This is a genomic window from Flavobacterium sp. (genome assembly GCF_036515215.1).
Classification (GTDB): Bacteria; Bacteroidota; Bacteroidia; order Flavobacteriales; family Flavobacteriaceae; genus Flavobacterium.
Genome location: NZ_DATBVQ010000153.1, coordinates 1 through 19,784, shown reverse-complemented (window position 1 = coordinate 19,784; position 19,784 = coordinate 1). Strand labels below are relative to the sequence as shown.

13 protein-coding genes are annotated in these 19,784 nt (G+C 39.0%); 1 reads left to right on the top strand and 12 read right to left on the bottom strand.

Going from position 1 to position 19,784, the window contains the following annotated elements:
* A partial coding sequence (locus VIH09_RS10445) for a response regulator (protein ID WP_331580678.1) occupies positions 1-309 on the top strand: 309 nt, incomplete at its 5' end.
* 114 nt (positions 310-423) lie between these two features.
* Here the strand turns inward: VIH09_RS10445 and VIH09_RS10440 are convergent.
* The 12 genes from VIH09_RS10440 to VIH09_RS10385 all read right to left on the bottom strand — a co-directional run.
* Complete coding sequence (locus VIH09_RS10440) at positions 424-3,903, bottom strand: M4 family metallopeptidase (protein ID WP_331580676.1); 3,480 nt, start codon at positions 3,901-3,903, stop codon at positions 424-426.
* A gap of 371 nt (positions 3,904-4,274) precedes the next feature.
* Positions 4,275-7,319 (bottom strand): M4 family metallopeptidase, encoded by a 3,045-nt coding sequence (locus VIH09_RS10435; RefSeq protein WP_331580673.1) that lies wholly within the window; start codon positions 7,317-7,319, stop codon positions 4,275-4,277.
* Positions 7,320-7,546: 227 nt separating this feature from the next.
* Entirely contained in the window at positions 7,547-8,203 is a 657-nt protein-coding gene (locus VIH09_RS10430; RefSeq protein ID WP_331580671.1) for a CoA transferase subunit B, read from the bottom strand.
* 140 nt (positions 8,204-8,343) lie between these two features.
* Positions 8,344-9,045: a CoA transferase subunit A gene (locus VIH09_RS10425; protein ID WP_331580668.1), complete on the bottom strand. Its 702-nt coding sequence runs from the start codon at positions 9,043-9,045 to the stop codon at positions 8,344-8,346.
* 123 nt (positions 9,046-9,168) lie between these two features.
* Positions 9,169-11,475 carry a penicillin-binding protein 1A gene (locus VIH09_RS10420; RefSeq protein WP_331580667.1) on the bottom strand — a complete coding sequence of 769 codons (2,307 nt, stop codon included), beginning with the start codon at positions 11,473-11,475 and terminating at the stop codon, positions 9,169-9,171.
* Positions 11,476-11,483: 8 nt separating this feature from the next.
* The gene (locus VIH09_RS10415; protein WP_331580666.1) at positions 11,484-11,963 is read right to left on the bottom strand and encodes a gliding motility lipoprotein GldH; all 480 of its coding nucleotides are present in this window, start codon (positions 11,961-11,963) and stop codon (positions 11,484-11,486) included.
* Positions 11,947-13,203, bottom strand: coding sequence for a regulatory iron-sulfur-containing complex subunit RicT (locus VIH09_RS10410; RefSeq protein ID WP_331580664.1), 1,257 nt, complete (start codon positions 13,201-13,203; stop codon positions 11,947-11,949). Before VIH09_RS10410 ends, VIH09_RS10415 begins: the two co-directional genes overlap by 17 nt.
* A 186-nt stretch (positions 13,204-13,389) precedes the next feature.
* A complete protein-coding gene (locus VIH09_RS10405) occupies positions 13,390-14,766 on the bottom strand; it encodes a rhodanese-related sulfurtransferase (protein ID WP_331580662.1) in 1,377 nt (458 codons plus the stop codon).
* 583 nt (positions 14,767-15,349) lie between these two features.
* The gene (locus tag VIH09_RS10400) at positions 15,350-15,760 is read right to left on the bottom strand and encodes a BrxA/BrxB family bacilliredoxin (RefSeq protein WP_331580660.1); all 411 of its coding nucleotides are present in this window, start codon (positions 15,758-15,760) and stop codon (positions 15,350-15,352) included.
* 125 nt (positions 15,761-15,885) lie between these two features.
* Positions 15,886-17,031, bottom strand: coding sequence for a lycopene cyclase family protein (locus VIH09_RS10395; RefSeq protein WP_331580658.1), 1,146 nt, complete (start codon positions 17,029-17,031; stop codon positions 15,886-15,888).
* 20 nt (positions 17,032-17,051) lie between these two features.
* Positions 17,052-17,531, bottom strand: a complete 480-nt coding sequence (locus VIH09_RS10390; protein WP_331580655.1) for a thioredoxin family protein — start codon at positions 17,529-17,531, stop codon at positions 17,052-17,054.
* A gap of 65 nt (positions 17,532-17,596) precedes the next feature.
* Positions 17,597-19,784: TonB-dependent receptor (locus tag VIH09_RS10385; protein ID WP_331580653.1), on the bottom strand; the 2,188-nt coding region annotated here is incomplete at its 5' end.

Here is a 19,784-nt window from a genome sequence, read left to right as displayed (position 1 = left end):
GGACTTCATAAAACGCCCAAAACGTTCAATTCGGCGAGTAAGGCTTTAGATTACTTTGAGAGCCTTTCAGACGATTCGGAACCTATTTTGTTGTTTTTAGACATAAATATGCCCGTAATGGATGGATGGGGTTTGTTAGATATCATTCATAAAGAAGGGTTTAATAAAAAAATTGAGGTAATCATGGTCACTTCTTCGGTAGATCAGGAGGATAAGGACAAGGCCGCCTCGTATTCCAAGATAATTGAGTTTGTCGAAAAACCATTTGGCAAAGCACATCTAGAGCAGTTAAAACTACGTTTATTATAGTTTGTACAATTATGTAAATGCCGGAATCATCATAAGTATGATTCTTTTTTTGCTGTATCAAATATAAAAAAAACCCCACATTTCTGTGGGGCTTTTTCCTTATTGATAAGATTGTTAGTTTTTAACAAACTTCTTAGCGGTTGTTTTTTGACCGTCATTTACTTCTAAAATATAAACTCCTGTTCCCAATGAACTAACATTTATTGCATTTTCAGAAAGTTTACCAGCGCCAACTTGTTGGCCAAGGAAGTTGATTACTCTATAAGTACCTTTTCTACTGTCAGCCATTCTAACGTTTAAGAAGCCGTCTGTAGGGTTAGGATACATAGATAAGTCGGAAATTGATTTCTCATCGCCTATTTCAATTGCGATTTTAGCGGTTGTTAAACCTACAATTCCTGGTGCTCCAATATTAACCGTGTAGTCTTCAACTTCACCGTAGGAGAAAGTTTCGCAAGCCGTCGGGGCCGCATTGTATTTCATAGATACTCTCATACGAGTTGTGCCAGCTAAAGCCGAGGTCGGTACCGTAAAGGTACTGCTAAGGTTTGCGCTGCTTGAAGAAGATCCTGAAACCATTTCTTCAGATGTCTCAAAAGTTCCGTTTTGATTGTAGTCAATCCAAACTTTCCAATATTCAGTATAAGCCGAACCCGAGAATCCTGCACTAAATAAAATTGTGTTGGAACCGTAAGGTAAATTACCCACAAGGGCAGTGAAGTTTCCATAACCTGCATTCGCACCGGTTGTATTTGATATTCCTCCAATAGAAACATAATCAATATACTCGTCTGCAACTGAGTTTCCTTTAGTGGTACAGTATGAAAGTGTATTGCTTAAGGTTGTTACACTTAAAACATTGCTTGCTGAAGATACATTTCCTGCGGCATCTTTAGCTTTTACAGAGAACGTGTAAGCGGTGCTGGCAGTTAGTCCAGTCACAGAATAAGATGTTCCCGTTACAGTTGCTTTTAAAGTGCTTCCTTGGTATACGTCATAACCGGTAACTCCTACATTGTCAGTAGAGGCGGTCCATGATAAATTAGTAGCTGTTGTGGTTGTTCCTGAAGCCGTTAAACTAGTTGGAGCAGTTGGAGCAGTTGTGTCTGCTGTACCCCCAACGATGTTTACAGTATAATCTTCAACTTCTCCATAAGAGAAGGCCTCGCAAGAGGTAGGAACTCCATTGTATTTCATTGAAATTCTCATTCTTGTTGAACCTGTAGTTGCTGATGTTGGAACCGTGAAAGATCCTGAAACCGGTGTTGTTTTAGAAGCAGCTTTGCTCCATACTAATTCAGCTGCGTCATCAAAATCGCTATCTCCATTTAGATCAATCCAAACTGCATATCCTTCTGAATAAGAAGTTCCTGTCCAAGTTGGTGTTACGGTAATTGTACTTGCGCTTCCTTTGGTAAGGTTTGTTGAAATACTTGTAAAGTCGCTGTATCCATTTCCTCCATTAGAAGTATTGTTGATTGTTCCTAATTGAACTTTTCCAATATATTCATCAGCAACGCTATTTCCTTTTGAAGCACAATATGTTGCCGTTACGATTCCTGTAGTTACATTTGCTGCATTACTTGCAGCTGATAAATTTCCTGCAGCATCTTTTGCTTTTACTGTAAAAGTGTATGCAGTGCTAGAAGTTAATCCAGTTACAGTGTAGCTTGTTCCAGTAGCGGTAGCCACAAGAGTTGAACCACTATAAACATTGTATCCTGTAACAGCCACATTATCTGTTGAAGCATTCCAAGATAAATTTGTTGATGAAGATGTCGTTCCAGCCGCCGCTAAATTTGTTGGCGTTGTTGGAGCGATAGTATCTGCAGCACCTGCATATGCAGCACCAACACCTACAGCGTAAAACGCATTCGTTGTTGCAATTACTTCTGCTGATCCAGCACCATATAAATCTGTTGCTGCTTGAATTCCGTAAGTTCTTGCATTTGCATACGTGGAATTAGCGGATAAATAAACGCTTTCTAGTCGGTAAGCAATTTTAGCCGCTTTGTCGATCGTAATTCCAGTTACATTATAAGAACTTCCGATGTCATTAGTTCCCGATTTACCAACAGATAAAATGTAGAACCAGTGATTTAATACTCCGCTGTTCGTGTGAACTCCACAGTAATCATTAGCTTGAGTAGGAGTTCCACAATTAATTGTTTTCCAGTTTGTTCCGCCGTAAGTGTCGGGTTGACCTTCAGATTTAGGATTGCTCATAGATCGCAATGCCAAATGTCCGGCTCTTCTTTCGATATCTTCACCGATTAACCACGTAGATTTTGTAGGTGCGGCATAATATTCGATGCAAGCTCCCCAGATATCAGAGAATGCTTCATTCATAGCTCCTGACTCTTTTTGATATGCTAAGTTTGCTGTTTTTTCACATACTGCATGACCGATTTCGTGTGCTGCAACATCTATTGAAGTTAAAACGTCAAAATAAGTACCGCTTCCGTCACCATAAGTCATTACGCTACCATTCCAGTAGGCATTGTCATAAGCATTGTCAAAATGCACATAACTTTTTATGGCAGCACCGGCATTGTCATAACTGTTTCTTCCATGGACAGTTGACCAATAGTCGTACGTTTTTTCCGCACCCCAATGTGCGTCAAGCGCTCCATTGTCCTTGTTGGTATTGTCAAATTCTGCAGCAGTCCAATTGTTGTCAGTATCTGTGAAATTCACAGCTGTGTTATAATTGGTTCCTTTTTTCATATTGTATGTTTGAACACCGTTACCACGAGTGGCATCGGACAATATATATGAAGAACCACTTAAGGTAGTTTGAATGGATTGTGTTCCGCTATAGCGAGTAGCCGCGTTAGCCGATACAAATAGCGCCTTGGCAGAATTTGCATTTCTGTTACTGTTTTTTGTGGTATTTCCATGGCTATATTCTCCGAGATGCTTAATCGTGGCATTATAGTATAAAGCAGCACCGGTTTTAGCGTCTATGTACAGGTCACCGCGACTTACGGGGCTTGTTGCATAAATGTCAAATTTGTAGGCTAATCTAACCTCTTGGCTAGTCGTTTTTTCTCCTTGATCTTTCATCGACGGAAGAAATACCAATTCTCCTTCCGGTTTTTGATAACCAATTTTTGATGAATTTGCAGGATCTTGCCACAAATATTTTGAAGCCCCAATTTGTCTAATCGCTTTTTGAAAAGCAGCTTCTTTAGAGATGGTTGGCGTTGTTTTCGTGTCTTTGATATCGTAATATTCACCACTCATGGAAGTTAACTTTCCATTTTTTGAATGAAGCGAGTAGGTTGCATATTCTACTTTAATCCCTTGGTGGTATAATTGGAATTTTTCATGAGAATAACCAGATTTATCTGATTCTAATTTCACTTTAGAGAATTTAGAATTGTCTTTTAAGTTTAATTGCTCCTTAAAAGTCTTTAGGTAGTCGCTTGTTGTGTAAGTTGAGTTGTCATTAAATACAATAAGCGTAGGCGTACCGTTTTCATCTGTGACTTTTTGCTTTACATTTTTGCCCGCGTCTTGTGCACTAGTTTCTAATGAGAACAAGGAAAGAGCAGTAATTAGCGTCATTTTTCCGAGTAGTTTTCTTTTCATTTGTTTTTGGTTTTTGTTAAAATAGAATGGCCAAATTTAACATTAAATACATAAAATGTTATAAAATTTCAATTTATTTTTAGCTATTGAAATAGATAATACCTAAAAACATGAGATAATCGCAATGAATTCGGGCTATGTTCCAGTATTTTATTTTTGATAGTTTGGCGCAAAAATATCTGGGTAGTAAGATTTTTGGCATTTACAAAGTATCAAATTTTATTGTTGATTCAGATATTGTAAGGCAGTTCCCTTAAAAGAAGCATAGGTAGAAACTGACAGAAACAATATCCAAAGGTAGTTAAAGGTAGCTTATATGTAAAAAAAGCCCCACAGTACTGTGGGGCTTTGGTTTTATAAGTAATAAAATATTATTTCTTCGCAAAAGTTTTAGTAGTGGTTTTTGTACCATCATTAAATTCCAAGAAATAGATTCCTTTGCTAAGCCCATTTACATTAATTGGGCTATTCGGTGTGGATTTGCCATTTTGAAGTTCAAATCCTGTCGAATTATAAATTTTATAGGATCCTTCCGTAAATTGGCCCGAGGAAATATTTATGGTGTTGCCGGCTGGATTTGGATAAAGAGTGAAATCAAAATTTGACTTGGCATTTCCTTGTCCTTTTGCTAATGAATTATCTATTCCATTAAAAGGCGTTCCATCTATATTAACCGTATAATCTTCTACCTGCCCATAAGGAAAAGCCTCACAAGCTGTAGGTATTCCATTGTATTTCATAGAAACTCTCATCCTTGTTGCGCCAATAGTTGCTGAAGCGGGGATAGTAAATGTACCGCTTACGGAAGAGCTCGACGTTGTACCATTAGTCCAAACTTGTTCTCCGGCGTCATCAAAATCTCCATCTGCATTATAATCAATCCAAGCGGCATACCCTTCTTTGAATTTTCTGTTTGCCCAAGATGGAGTTACAGTAATAGTGTAAGCTGTCCCTCTTGATGCATTTGTAGAAATTGAAGTAAAATCTTCGTAACCTAGACCGCCTGAGCTAGAATTGTTAATAGTTCCCAAATTAACGTTAGCAATCATTTCGCTAGCAGCGCTATTCCCTTGAGATGTACAATAGGACGATATGACTGGAGCAGTGGTTGTAACGTTTACTACGTTGCTAAATATCGAAATGTTTCCTGCAGCATCCTTAGCTTTTACTGAAAAGTTATAAGAAGTTGAGGCAGTTAATCCAAATACATTATACGAGGTTCCTGTTACGGTCGCGATTGATGTGTTTCCTTGGTAAACATCATAACCGGTTACCCCCATATTATCGGTGGCAGCTGTCCAAGTTAAATTTGTTGATGAAGCTGTAGTTCCCGCTGCTGCTAAACTTGTTGGAGCAGACGGAGCAGTTGTGTCAACGACCGCAGCAGTCGTATTTACGTTTACGGTATTGCTTGAGTCAGATACATTCCCAGCAGCATCTTTCGCTTTCACAGAAAATGTATAAGCCGTGCTAGCTGTCAATCCAGTAACTATGTGCGTTAATCCTGTTACGGTTGTTACTAAAGTAGCTCCATTATAAACATTGTAACCGGTAACTGCTACATTGTCTGTTGCCGCTGCCCAAGTTAATTTAGTTGATGTTGAAGTGGTTTCAGATGGCGCTAAAGCTTCTGGTGCCGTTGGTGCAATAGTATCTATAGGACCTGAGTAAGCGGCTCCAACCCCAACTGCATAAAATGCATTTGTTGTTGCGATAACTTCTGCTGATGCCGGACCGTATAAATCTGTTGCGGCCTGAATACCGTATGTTCTGGCTTGAGCATATGTAGAGTTTGAAGATAGATATTGACTTTCTAATCGATACGTTATTTTTGCGGATTTATCTATTCCTATACCATTTACGCTATAAGAACTTCCGATGTCGTTAGTTCCAGTTTTACCTTGCGTAAGGATATAAAACCAGTGGTTTAAAACACCACTATTGGTATGAACTCCTCCATAATCGTTATTCGAACTTGGTCTTCCTTTAATGGTTACCCAATTAGCCCCGGCATAGGTATCCGGTTGCCCTTCTGATTTTGGGTCGCTCATAGAACGTAGGGCCAAATGTCCTGCTCTTCTTTCGATGTCTTCACCTATTAACCATGTTGATTTTGTAGGTGCTGCATAATATTCGATACAAGCACCCCAGATATCTGAAAATGCCTCGTTCATTGCGCCAGATTCTAATTGGTATGCAAGATTTGCTGTTTTTTCACAAACGGCGTGACCTATTTCATGACCTGCAACATCAATCGATGTTAGGATGTCAAAATAAGTTCCGCTTCCGTCACCGTAAGTCATTACGCTACCGTTCCAATAAGCGTTGTCGTAATTGCTACTGTAGTGTACATAACTTTTGATAGCCGCTCCAGCATTGTCAAAACTATTTCGACCATGGAATGTTGCCCAATAATCATAAGTTTTTTCTGCTCCCCAATGTGCATCAAGCGCTCCATTGTCCTTGTTCGCATTATTATATTCTGCTGCAGTCCAATTGTTATCAGCATCTGTAAATGGTATTGCTGAAGAATAATTAGTTCCTTTTTGCATATTATAGGTCATGACTCCTTGGCCGCGAGTAGCGTCTGACAAAATGTAAGACCCTCCGCTTGATGTGGTTTGTATAGACTGTGTTCCGCTATAACGGGTGGCTGCATTCGCTGCTACCATAGCAGTTGCAAGATTTTTATTTTCACTAATTGAGCTGTTTTTAGCTCCATGGCTGTATTCCCCTAAATGCTTAATAGTGGCATTATAAAATAAAGCCTCTCCAGTAACTGCGTCGATATAGATATCGCCACGACTTATAGGGTTTGTGGCGTAAATATCAAACTTATAAGACAAACGTAATTGTTCGTCGGTTTTGCCATTTTTATCCTCATTTACAACAGGTAATAAAACTAATTCGCCTTGAGGCTTTTTATAATTATTGATTTTTGATTCTGAAGGGGATTCCCAAAGATAGTTAGTTGCTCCAATTTGTTTTAGGGCAAGGTCAAATGCTTTTTCTTTGGAGATACTTTGGGTTGTGTTTACGTTATCCAATTGGTAAAATTCACCGCTAATGGATTCTATTTTTCCTGATTTTGAATGAACCGTATAAGTGGAAAATTCCACTTTTATTCCTTGATGGAACAGTTGGAATTTTTCATGTAAAAAGCCCATTTTGTCGCTTTCAGACTTGGTTTTAGCAAAACTGGAATTGTCTTTCAATTCTAATTGCTCTTTGAATGCTTTCTGAAAATCATTATTCTTGTAGGATGATTTTTCGTTAAAAACAATTAATGAGGGTTTCCCTCTTTTGTCCGTGAATTTTTCCTTTACGTTTTTACTGGCGTCTTGAGCGTTTGTTTGTAAGGCAAACAGGGAAAGCGTGGTAATTAACGTAATTTTTCCGAGTAGTGTTCTTTTCATCTGTTTTGGTTTTTTGGTTAAACTAATTAACAACAAAAGGTGTTAATGTTGTAAAATTAACATAAAATTATAACTTAACCTCAATTATATTGCGCAAATGATAATTTTTATTGGGAATAGAATGTTGAAATTATTGAATTCGTACATTTTTTTTTGGATTCAAGAAGTGTATCTGAAAAAAAAAGCATCCCATTTGAGGATGCTTTTTTTCTAAATACTTTTTTAGATCATTCAATAATCATCTCTGGGATATCTCCTTCAATGATTAATTCGGCTTCGGTGGAGGCGATTATGTGTTCGACGGAAACTCCTGGAGCGCGTTCCAGCAATTTAAACCCTTTTGGGGTTACTTGCAAAACGGCCAGTTCGGTAACGACTTTTTTTACGCAACCGACACCTGTCAGTGGTAAGCTGCATCTTTTTAGGATTTTAGATTCTCCCGCCTTGTTGACGTGCATCATGGCCACAATTATGTTTTCGGCAGAGGCTACTAAATCCATTGCGCCTCCCATTCCTTTGACCATTTTACCCGGAATCTTCCAGTTGGCGATGTCTCCGTTTTCGGCCACTTCCATAGCCCCTAGAATGGTTAAGTCTACGTGTTGCCCGCGAATCATCCCGAAACTCAAGGCTGAGTCAAAAAAACTTGCTCCCGGTAAGGTTGTTATGGTTTGTTTCCCTGCATTGATGATATCTGCATCTTCTTCTCCTTCGAAAGGGAATGGACCCATGCCCAGAACACCGTTTTCGCTTTGAAATTCTACATCAATTCCCTTCGGGATATAATTGGCCACCAGTGTTGGTATTCCAATTCCTAAATTAACAAAATAACGGTCTTTCAATTCTTGTGCGATTCGTTTCGCTATTCCAATTTTGTCTAACATAATTTTATTTTTTTAAAACATAGAAGTCATATAAGCTTTCCTTACGAATGGAAGACTAAAAACTAAATATGGATTTATATTTTTTTGAATCATATAAGGAAAGTGAAGGTAAGTAAGCATTGCTATTTTAATACTTAAAACTATTCCTTGGTTCGAACCGTTCTCTGTTCAATCCTTTTTTCATATTTATCTCCTTGAAAAATGCGTTGCACGAATATTCCGGGAATATGAATCTGATTGGGGTCGAGTGATCCTGCCTCCACCAATTCTTCCACTTCGGCAACGGTGATTGTTGCGGCTCCAGACATGCAGGGGTTGAAATTGCGAGCGGTTCCTTTAAATATTAAATTCCCTGCCGTATCTCCCTTCCAGGCTTTTACAATGGCAAAATCTGCTTTGAATGCGTGCTCCATAATGTGCATTTTTCCGTTGAATTCGCGGACTTCTTTGCCTTCGGCAACTTCGGTTCCGTAACCTGCGGGAGTATAAAAGGCAGGGATTCCTGCTTGTGCCGAACGGCAGCGCTCAGCCAATGTTCCTTGTGGAATCAACTCAACGTCCAATTCGCCGGAAAGCATCTGGCGTTCAAATTCTGCGTTTTCCCCAACATATGAAGAAATCATTTTTTTAATTTGTCTTTTCTGCAATAGCAATCCAAGACCAAAATCATCGACACCGGCATTGTTTGAGATGCAAGTCAAATTATTAGTTTCTTTTTTTACCAGTTCGGCGATTGAATTTTCGGGAATACCGCATAGTCCGAAACCACCCAGCATTATGGTCATGCCGTTTTCGACACCTTGAAGGGCTTCTTGAACGGTATTTACTTTTTTATTAATCATATGATTTGATTCTAATAACCTAATTAATAGTATATGTTTAGCCCAGATAATAGCGACATCCTTTATGGTTGTGTTTCAACCATAAAGATATAGCGTACAGCTGGAGATAGCTTCTAAGCTTTTTTAAAACTCGAATTCATCAGTATCCTGAACGGCGGTCGTGTCTTTTACCACTCTTGGAGAATAACAATCTACTTTTATGGAAAGATTTGCCGGTCTTTCGAATTCTTCTTTCGAGACTTTAAGTCCCGGATCGGCATAACAAAGTTTCATGAAGTAAGCCCAAACTGGCAATGCGGCAGTTGCCCCTTGACCGTAAGTGATGCTCCTGAATCTCGCTGAACGGTCTTCACAACCAACCCAAACACCCGTTACAAGGTTGGGAACCATTCCCATGAACCAACCATCGGATTGGTTTTGGGTTGTACCTGTTTTTCCGGCAATCGGGTTTGTGAATTTATAGGGATAGCCTGTAATCCTATTGTATCCGTAACCACCGCCTTCAGTTCTTAACCTATTTCCCGATCCACCTTCGGTTACTCCTTCCAGTAATTTAATAATTGCAAATGCGATATCCTTATTTAAAACATCATGAGATTCAGGAATAGGCTCATAAATTATAACACCACTTTTATCCTCTATTCGAGTCAAAAATTGCGGTTTGATATAAACACCTTGATTGGCAAACGTACCGTATGCGGCAACCATATCTTCTACAGTTATATCTACCGCTCCCAAAGCTATGGATGGTTGTATTGGAATTTCAGATTTCACCCCTAATTTATGAGTTAATTTAACTACCGCTTCGGGACCTACTTTGTCCATCAATTTAGCAGATACCGTGTTGATCGAATTAGCCAACGCTTTTTTCAATGTAACCATTCCTCGGTATTTGTTGTCCGAGTTTCTTGGGGTCCAAGCTGCGGTAACGTGATGACGTCCTACCGGCATGGTGAAGGGGGCATCAATAATTGAATCGCAGGGAGACATGTTTAACTGTTCGATGGCTGTTGCGTAAACAAATGGCTTGAATGTAGATCCAACCTGTCTGGCCCCTTGGCCCACGTGGTCGTATTGGAAATATTTGTAATTAATTCCACCAACCCAAGCTTTAATGTTTCCGGTTTGCGGTTCCATAGCCATCAAACCAGATTGTAAGAAATGTTTGTAATAGCGGATGGAATCTAACGGAGTCATGATGGTGTCTTTTTCACCTTTCCAGGTAAAGACTGTCATTTTTGTTTTAACACCGAATGATTTTATAATTTCATCATCACTTTTATCGAGAGATTTTAAAACGCTCCATCTGGTCGATGATTTCATCGCTTGGTTTAAAATCCGTTGCGTTTCGTCATTTGAAATGTTTACGAAAGGGGCATTTTTATTCTTTTTTGCCTGTATGAAAAATTCTTCTTGAAGGTTTGCCATGTGGGCTGAAACGGCCTCTTCGGCATGCAATTGCATCCTGGAGTCAATAGTGGTGTAGATTTTCAGTCCATCTTTGTAGATGTCGTAATCGGATCCGTCTGGTTTTTTGTTTTCCTCTGTCCATTTTTTCATGTAATCGCGAAGGTACTCTCTAAAATAAGTGGCAGTTCCTTCGCGGTGACTTTCCAGTTTGAAATGTAATGTGATGGGTAAGCTTTGAAGTTTTAATTTTTGTGCTTCAGTAATCATATTTTCCTTCTCCATTTGAGCAAGCACAACGTTTCTTCGGTTTTTTACTCCCTGAGGGTTTCTTACCGGATTGTACAAAGTAGAATTTTTAAACATTCCCACTAAAATGGCAGATTCATCTATAGTCAGATCTTTTGGTTCTTTCGAAAAATAGGTTTGGGCTGCTGAGCTCACCCCGACAGAAAAGTTACCAAAGTCATAGATATTGCAATACATAGCCAATATTTCATTTTTGGTGTATTGCCTTTCCAGTCGAATGGCAATGATCCATTCTTTCACTTTTTGTACTATTCTAAAGGGCAAAAATTTTGAACCTTCACCGTGAAATAATTGTTTGGCCAGTTGCTGTGTCAATGTACTTGCGCCCCCACTGCTTCCTAAGCTTGCAATTGCTCTCAATGTCCCTCTCCCGTCAATTCCGGAATGCTCGTAAAAACGTTCGTCTTCAGTAGCGACCAATGCCTGCACAAGATTTTTTGGTAAATCTGAATATTTTAATTGGGATCTGTTTTTTTGGAAATATTTTCCTATAACTACTCCATCCGAAGAGATAACTTCGGTAGCTAAATTAGAATCCGGGTTTTCTAGATCCTCAAATGAAGGCATCGATCCGAAAAGACCCCATGAGGCAAACAAGAAAAACAGCACAAATGCGCCGATTCCATAAAAGAAAATTTTCCAAAATGTTTTAGTGTAATACTTAAAATCTTTATTGACCGTATTCACCTTATTGTTGTTTTGTTTCGTAGCCATAAATTGTCCTATTCTATATTTTCTATTCTTAAACCTACATCGGTGATGCCCTCTAAGAGCGTCACCCCGGGAATTTTAGCTGTTTCCCTTACAGCTTGTTTGATGTGGACTTTGTACTTGCCTCTGAACTTCACATTTTCTTTGTAAAATAATTTACTTTCCTTGATATCTGTAAATCCATCGCCAAGAAGTGTGCCGTCCGGACTGGCCATTTGGTATTCCAAAGTGTCTACTTTTGTATATCCATTGGGTTTTTCCATCGATACGATCAAAAAGAGATTGCTATATTGGTAATTGTTATTGTCCCTTAAATTGATATATAAATTATAGCGTTTTGTGGAATCTAATATTGGCAAATCGAAAGTGATGACGCTGTCTTTATGCCAGCCACTTCCTACAGTTTTATACTCGTCAAAGACCCTTTTCTTATCGCATGAATAAAGGAGAATCACAGTCAGAAGAATAAAAAAACTACTTTTTAGTCTCATTTTTTGTAATAATTATAGGTTTTCTTGGGGTCGTTGGTTTCTTTTCGTTCGCTGTGGTAGAGTTGTTATTTGCTGGTTTTTTATTATTTGGTACGATAACATTTTCACCTGCAGGTCTTGGCTTTTTGTTTGGTTTTTTCCTTTTTTTAGGTTGGTCAAAACGGGTCAAACTTTCCTGCCCCATTGCGTTATTGAAATCTTTTTCTCTTTCTTGAATGATTTCAATTGCAAAATCTTCCAGTGAGGAAACTTTATTTTTCAGTTTGTTTTCAGCAATGATTTCTTTTACTTTTTCAATTTTTAATACATGCCAGTTCGCAAAATTATTTGTGTATGCAAACCACATTAGACCTTTGAAAATATCTTGTTTTTGACAAATTGCGTCTCCTTTTTCGGTAACTAATTTTGTTTCGAAATCAGGGAAGCCTTTCAATGCATCCATATAAGTATCTAACTCATAGTTCAAACAGCATTTTAATTTCCCGCATTGTCCTGCCAGCTTTTGTGGATTCAAAGACAATTGTTGGTAACGTGCTGCAGAAGTATTTACACTTCTGAAATCCGTTAGCCAAGTAGAGCAACATAATTCCCTACCGCAAGAACCGATTCCTCCTAAACGAGCTGCTTCCTGACGGAAACCCACTTGTTTCATCTCAACTCTAGTGCTGAATTCTTTGGCGAAATCCTTGATTAAAAGCCTAAAATCGACTCTGTCATTGGCAGTATAATAGAAAGTGGCTTTCGATCCATCACCTTGAAATTCAATATCCGAAATTTTCATTTCCAGTTTTTGGGCAATCGCCAATTCACGGGCGCGAACTTTCATCGGCTCTTCTTTCTCACGAGCGGTAGACCAAATGTCAATGTCTTTTTGAGATGCTTTTCTATAGATTTTTGGAACCTCGTTACTATCGGGACTAACCCCTTTTTTCTTCATCTGGATTTTAACCAATTCCCCTGTTAAAGTGACAATTCCGATATCGTGTCCAGGAGATGCAACAGTCGCTACAATGTCTCCCATGCTTAAAGTCAATTTTTCAGTATTGCGGTAAAATTCTTTTCTACCGTTCTTGAAGCGAACCTCGACACAGTCAAAAGGAGCCTGACCTGTGGGTAAACTCATATTAGAAAGCCAATCGAAAACAGTTAATTTATTGCAGCTATCGGTGCCGCAAGTCCCATTATTTTTACAACCCTTTGGTGAACCACCATCAGAAGTTGAACAACTTGTACATGCCATAATTTTATATATAGTGTTGTGATAAACACAACTTATGTTCTTAAAACGATTAATTGGTAAAGATAGCATTTTTTAAGTTTATGTCACAACCATTGAAAACAGCAATAATTCATAAATATTTACTAAAAAAAAAGCCTATTTCAAATGAATGAAATAGGCTTCACTAGCTTGTTTATCGACTGAAATTTAGCCTAAAACCTTATATAATTTATCGGATAATCTAATTCTGAAAGGCAATTTAAAAGTACAAGTATCTCCAGAAACAGCTATTTCTGAAGCTTGATCATTCACTAACATTTCAGAGATTACTAATTGTTGCTCTCCAGTTGTTTCTCCTTTAATTAAAATTGTATCGCCAACTTTGATCTCATTTTCTTCAATCAAAAATTGTCCGACACTTGGTTTCGGGAAAAAGTGCGTTCCTCTACCAATGTACTGTTTTTTTATTTTTGGAGCTTTTTTAGCCAGTGCTTTCGATTTGGTTAAATCCGCAAGATTAGGAACTGTGGCCAAAGGATCAAGATTTGCTTCTTTATTTTTAAAAGTCAACACATCGGATTTTCCTTTTTTAAATATTTTATTTCCGTTCTTAATACCGCGACGAATCGCTTTTTGCTCCTCTTCTGGTAAATGGATTACATCAATACAATCCTGTGAACAACAACCTTGCATGGCTTGTGCACATTCCTCACATTGAATAAATAACAAATGGCAACCCTCATTGATGCAATTGGTATGCACATCACATGGTTTCCCGCATTGGTGGCATTGCGAAACGATATCGTCAGTAATTCTTTCGCCTAAACGGTGGTCAAACACAAAGTTTTTTCCGATGAATTTACTCTCCAGATTTTCTTCCTTTATTTGTTTGGCATAATTAATTATACCACCTTCTAACTGGAACACATTTTTAAACCCTTGGTGTTTGAAGTAAGCTGAAGCTTTCTCACAACGGATTCCTCCAGTGCAGTACATCACCAAATTTTTATCTTCTTTAAAATTTTGCAATTGTTCATTAATGATAGGCAATGATTCTCTAAAAGTATCCACATCAGGAGTGATGGCACCTTTAAAATAACCAATTTCACTTTCGTAATGATTTCTAAAATCCACTACAATAGTATTTGGGTTTTCTAATATTTCGTTGAATTCTTTTGCTTTTAAATGAACCCCAATGTTTGTCACATCAAAAGTTTCATCATTTAATCCGTCAGCAACAATTTTATCGCGCACTTTTACGGTCAGTTTCAAGAAGGAGTGATCGTCATGCTCCACGGCAATATTCAAACGAATTCCTTTCATGAAATCGTAAGCTTCGATAGTGTCTTTAAAAGCGTAGAAATTATCGGCTGGAAGCGATAACTGGGCATTTATTCCTTCTTTGGCCACATAAATACGACCAAGAACCACTAGCGGGTCCCAAGCGCGGAATAAATCGTTACGAAATTGTGTTGGATCTTGAATTTGCGCATAAGCATAGAAAGACAAAGTAAGTCTCTGTTTTCCGGCATCATCAATCATGATGGCTCTTTCTTCTGCGCTTAAAGTGTTATACAGTTGCATGCTATAAACGGTTTAAGTGTGAAAAATTATTTTTGCAAAAGTAGGTAAAAAGGTTCAGTGGCGCAAAGGTTCAGAGTTGCAAAGCTTAAAAGTTTCAAAGCGAGTTTAAAGTGTAGCAGTTCCAACCAACACTTAATTTCTTAATAGTTTAAGTTTTCAGGAGCTACTTCCAGCTGTACACTATATCTTTTATGCCAAACCCTGGCATAAAAGGATGCCGTTCCCATCTGGGCTAGGGAATCGGGAGAATAATGAAATTTAGATTTCGGATGATGAAGGAGTCATACAAAGAATACAAAGCCGCTAAAGTTTAGTTTTTAGCTAGCGCGCATTTCATTAAATGATACTCACTTTGTCATTTCGACGATCCCTTCTATAGCACTAAATATTTTCTAGCCCAGATAGTAGTGGAAATCCTTTTTTATCCGCTTTTTTAGCGGGAAAAAAAATTGAAACGAATAGCTGGAAATAGCTTAAAATAAAAAAGCCGCAGCTTCGCAAATTTTAAAATCTGCGAATCTGCGGTTAAAATCTTTGCGAACTTTGCGCAATACTTTGTGACCTTTGCGGTTAAAGAGTTGTCTTAACAGAATTCCTTAAAGGCATCTTGTAGGTTCTCGGCGATCATTTCAGCTGGACGACCTTCAATGTGGTGACGCTCTAACATGTGAACCAGTTCTCCGTTTTTGAACAAAGCCATACATGGCGATGATGGAGGGAAAGGGAACATGTGTTGTCTTGCGGCATCTACCGCTTCCTTGTCAACACCTGCGAAAACGGTTACCAAATGGTCTGGTTTTTTTGCCCCATCCAAGCTCATTTTTGCTCCCGGACGCGCATTTCTAGCAGCACAACCACAAACGGAATTCACAACCACAAGTGTTGTTCCTTCTGCCTTTATTGCATTGTCTACCGCTTCTGCACTATGTAAATCTTGAAAACCAGCTACTGTTAGTTCAGCTTGCATTGGTTTTACCATTTCTTCTGGATACATATCTTTGTATTTTAAATATTAATTTTTGAATAGGCAAAGTTACGAAGTTTAAAAAGAACTCCATTAGTTGCGTTATAAAGTTTTGTTATTGTTCAATAGACGCCCTTTTTGGACCGAATTTGCCGCTAGAGATAGCGTACCGATCTAATCAAAGCGCTGATGAAGGGCGTTTTTGGGCATTTTAAAATGACCTGAATGTCTTCGGACAGCGAGGTTTCTTCGTCCAGGAACTTGAAGATCAAGTTGGAATCCCCTCCTTTGAACATCGACGAAAAGAGACTTGCCCCCAAGTCATTATGGCGGTCTAATATGTCCAGCAGCAGCAAATCGTAAAACCAGAATTTGTTCTTTTTTTGGAACTTCGTGAGATCATGCTCCGTCTGGAGGAAGGCAACCAATTGGGTCGATTTCTTGTCTGAATTTTTGAAGGTATAGCCCGTGCTGGCTTTGGTCCATCCTCCGGCGGTCCCTACGTTGAGAACGCGTTTGGTGTTTTTTTTCCAAAAGGGATAGCAGCTCATCGGGATGCTTCCCTGTTCTTTTTCTATGATTTCGTAGTTGCTGATGCCCAGTTTCTCTATGTATTTCTGAATCTCCCGTTCGTATTCGCTCTTCTCCAAAAGTTGGTGCGAGAACAGCGTGTATTCCAATAGGGCTTCGGTTTCTGAAATGGGCAAGACGTACATAAAACGGGTATTCCCTTTCTGTTCCACCGAAAAATCCATGAAAGTGGCTTGCTCCGGATTAAAAACGGCTTCTTTACTTTTAATAAACCAACCTATAAAATGCTGTTGCAAAACAGGATATTTGGTTTGGCTTTCCAATTCCGATTTTCTGTAAATGCTATTAAAAAGAGTGTCGCAGGTATAGCTGTCCGTTTCCGTTGCCACATAAACATGGTTTGGAATCTCGTTGATGTCTATCACTTTTTGATTGATGAAATGGATGTTGGGCTCATTCAGAATGCCTTCAAAGACTTGATTATAAAAATCCAATCCCTGAACCATATTGTATTGGTACGGTTGCAAATCCAGATCCCGACTAAATTCGGCATTGGCAAAAAGCGCTGAATTCCATTTTTTAGAGATTGATTTTTCCCAAACAGAATCATTCTCTTTCCAGAAACACCAAGTTCTGTCATTCGTTTTTTTTATATCCTCATCAATGAGCAGAATGGTTTTATCTTTAAATTTTCCCGATAGCGCCATTTTATAGACCGTCATCAAAGCAGACAAGCCTGCGCCAGTGAAAATGTAATTGTAGTGTTTCATGTCGGTTTAAGAAATTCTTCTCAAAAATAGGGATTTATTTCTTTTTTTTCAAGAATGCTTAGGAGCGCCTTTGCGTTAAGGTAGGACGGTTTCTGAAGTAGAATCGTGTAATTTGCGTCCAAAACAACCAATGTGGGATAAACCACCCGGTTGCCGATTGTCGCCAGGGCTGTTGCCAATTCGTGGACTCCACTAGCGATTCCCGTGGGTCTGAAGCGGAAAGCATGGTTGTTGAAAGTGATTTCTTTTTTCGACTCGGCATCCAAGGAAATGAAATAGAAATTCTCGTTCAATTCTTTGATAACAGCGGGGTTTTTGAAAGTGGAGTTTTCCATCATTTTACAGTACTTGCACCAAGAAGTATGTATAAACACTACAATGGGTTTTGGGTTTTCTTTGGATAATCTTTCCACTTCTTCAAAGGAATGCGTTCTCAGTTGGGCAAAACTCGATGGGATTGCCGCAATCAAAAACAAGAGTGTAAAGACTATTTTTTTCATCACCTGTGTTATTTAAACATTTGAACTATTTCGTTTCACTGTACAAAAAATACTCGTTAAAAAAATTACTTCAAACTATAGCGCAACCCAAAGAAACTGCGAATTCCTTGGTTAGGTCCATAAACATAGCCGGGGTCAAAAGTCAAAGCATATGGGTTGTCCGGAGTTGCCTGTACGTTGCCATTGGTGTCATATTGGACATTTTTGTCAAACGGATCGTTTGCTCTTGCGATTATAAACGGATTTCCTTTGTTGGGTGTCCAATTTAGAAGGTTTTTCACACCAGCATAGAGCTCCAGATTTTTAAATTTGTTGAAAGTGAACTGGATGTTTTGAATGCTCCACGTTGGGGAATATTGCTTTCTGGGATCCAAATCGCCCAAAAGGGGCAAACGCATGGGGCCATACAAGTTTCCGGTGTAGTCAACATCCAGAAACAGCTTGTTGATGCGATAGGAAATTGCCCAAGTCGCCGATATTTTTTCGGTCAGAATTTGTTGCGTGGTGGTGTTATTTTCCGTTTTGGAAACATCCATATAGGTCGCCCCAAGAATCATTTTCAGGCCATTGTTAAAAACCATATCCACATTGGTGCTTATCCCTTTTGTAACGGCATAGCCGTCCAGATTTTTATAAATGATCTGGTTCGGATTGGTGTCATAATCCGGAATTATCGAATTACTGAATCTGGTATACCATGCGGTAGTTTCCAGCCCGATGAAGTTTCCGTTTTTCGTGTAGATTTTTTTCAAATAGTTAAGGTTGGCATTAAAAGAACGCTCGGGTTTCAGTTCTTCAAGGACGATTACTTCACGCGAGCCCGTTAATGCGGCATGTTCTTCGGTAAAAAGATTGACTATTCTAAAACCCGTTCCGGTGTTGAAACGCAAAATGTTGTTATCGTTAATTTTCCATTTGTAGGCCAATCTTGGAGTGAAAATGGAGCCGTGATTATTGTTATAATCGTAACGGGCTCCCAATAGCACTTTGTGTTTGTCATTAAATGCAATCTCGTCCTGCACAAACAAACTAGGGATCCAATTGATGTCTTCTTTGACCGTGGCGGTGGTATTGTCGTCATAATATTGGTAACGCAAAGCGGTACCGAAAAGCAAATCGTGCTTCTTTAGCTTTTTGTCCCAAGTCAATTGACCAAAGCCGATGCGTTGTTTTGCCATATAGGGGATGTCGCCATAAACTGAATTCTGGTCGTGATCGGTATAAGAATAGGAGAATAGCATTTTTTCTGAAATCGGCAATTCATAAGCGCCTAATAACTCCCAACGTTTGGTGTAAATACTTTCGCCGTAGACCTCGTTACCGCCGCGGTGTTTCTTCTTCCATTGCATTTCGCCGCCCCAACGGTCTTCGTAAAAAAAACGACCGGCCATCGAAAACAGTTTATTGCTTTTTCTGTTGATATTCCATTTTTGGAAGACAGAAATTCGGTCCTGCAGCGTAAGATCGGTAAAGTTATCGTTGTTGTTGTCAATGGGGTTGCTGTAATTGAAGTAGTTTATGCCCGTTAATACAGAAGCCGTTTTACCGACATTCGCTTTGAAACCTATATCTACATTTAATTCGCCCCAGTCTGTGGCAAACGCATCCGCCGAAAACAGAGGTGCGTTTTTAGGGTTTTTAGTGATGATGTTAATTAGACCGCCCACTGCTTCACTTCCGTATAAAGACGAGGCAGGACCTTTGACGATTTCTATTCTTTCCAGCAACGAATTCGGGATTCCCGACAATCCGTAAACCGTGGAGAGCCCGCTTACAATGGGCATCCCGTCAATTAAAACCAAGGTGTATGGACCTTCAAGCCCGTTGATATGAATGTCTCCGGTGTTGCAAACATTGCAATTTAATTGTGGTCGGACGCCATTTACGTTTTGCAAAGCTTCGAAGATATTGGCAGTTGGGTTTTTCTTAAAAAAAATGGGTTTGTAAACTTCGACGGGAACGGGACTTTCCAAGCGGCTAACCGGTTTCAGGGTTCCGGTTATCACCACTTCATCAAGGGTGTTATTTTCTCTTAAATAAAAATCAACCACTAATTCAGTGCTGTCGGTAAGGGTGATATTTCTGCTCTCGGATCGTAAACCGGTATAGGATGCCACAATATCATAGTTGCCGGGAGCGATGTTTTTTATAAAATAATTCCCATTTTCATCACTAATGGTTGTTTTGTCGGTTTTTTTCAGGACAATATTGACTTGTTGCAATGGCATTCCATCGGCAGTGACACTTCCTTTT

Excerpts from the sequence above, each read along its gene's own strand:
- VIH09_RS10430 (WP_331580671.1), bottom strand. The coding sequence starts at position 8,203 with ATGTTAGACAAAATTGGAATAGCGAAACGAATCGCACAAGAATTGAAA.
- VIH09_RS10420 (WP_331580667.1), bottom strand. The coding sequence starts at position 11,475 with ATGGCTACGAAACAAAACAACAATAAGGTGAATACGGTCAATAAAGAT.
- VIH09_RS10415 (WP_331580666.1), bottom strand. The coding sequence starts at position 11,963 with ATGAGACTAAAAAGTAGTTTTTTTATTCTTCTGACTGTGATTCTCCTT.
- VIH09_RS10425 (WP_331580668.1), bottom strand. The coding sequence starts at position 9,045 with ATGATTAATAAAAAAGTAAATACCGTTCAAGAAGCCCTTCAAGGTGTC.
- VIH09_RS10405 (WP_331580662.1), bottom strand. The coding sequence starts at position 14,766 with ATGCAACTGTATAACACTTTAAGCGCAGAAGAAAGAGCCATCATGATT.
- VIH09_RS10410 (WP_331580664.1), bottom strand. The coding sequence starts at position 13,203 with ATGGCATGTACAAGTTGTTCAACTTCTGATGGTGGTTCACCAAAGGGT.
- VIH09_RS10395 (WP_331580658.1), bottom strand. The coding sequence starts at position 17,031 with ATGAAACACTACAATTACATTTTCACTGGCGCAGGCTTGTCTGCTTTG.
- VIH09_RS10400 (WP_331580660.1), bottom strand. The coding sequence starts at position 15,760 with ATGTATCCAGAAGAAATGGTAAAACCAATGCAAGCTGAACTAACAGTA.
- VIH09_RS10440 (WP_331580676.1), bottom strand. The coding sequence starts at position 3,903 with ATGAAAAGAAAACTACTCGGAAAAATGACGCTAATTACTGCTCTTTCC.
- VIH09_RS10435 (WP_331580673.1), bottom strand. The coding sequence starts at position 7,319 with ATGAAAAGAACACTACTCGGAAAAATTACGTTAATTACCACGCTTTCC.
- VIH09_RS10390 (WP_331580655.1), bottom strand. The coding sequence starts at position 17,531 with ATGAAAAAAATAGTCTTTACACTCTTGTTTTTGATTGCGGCAATCCCA.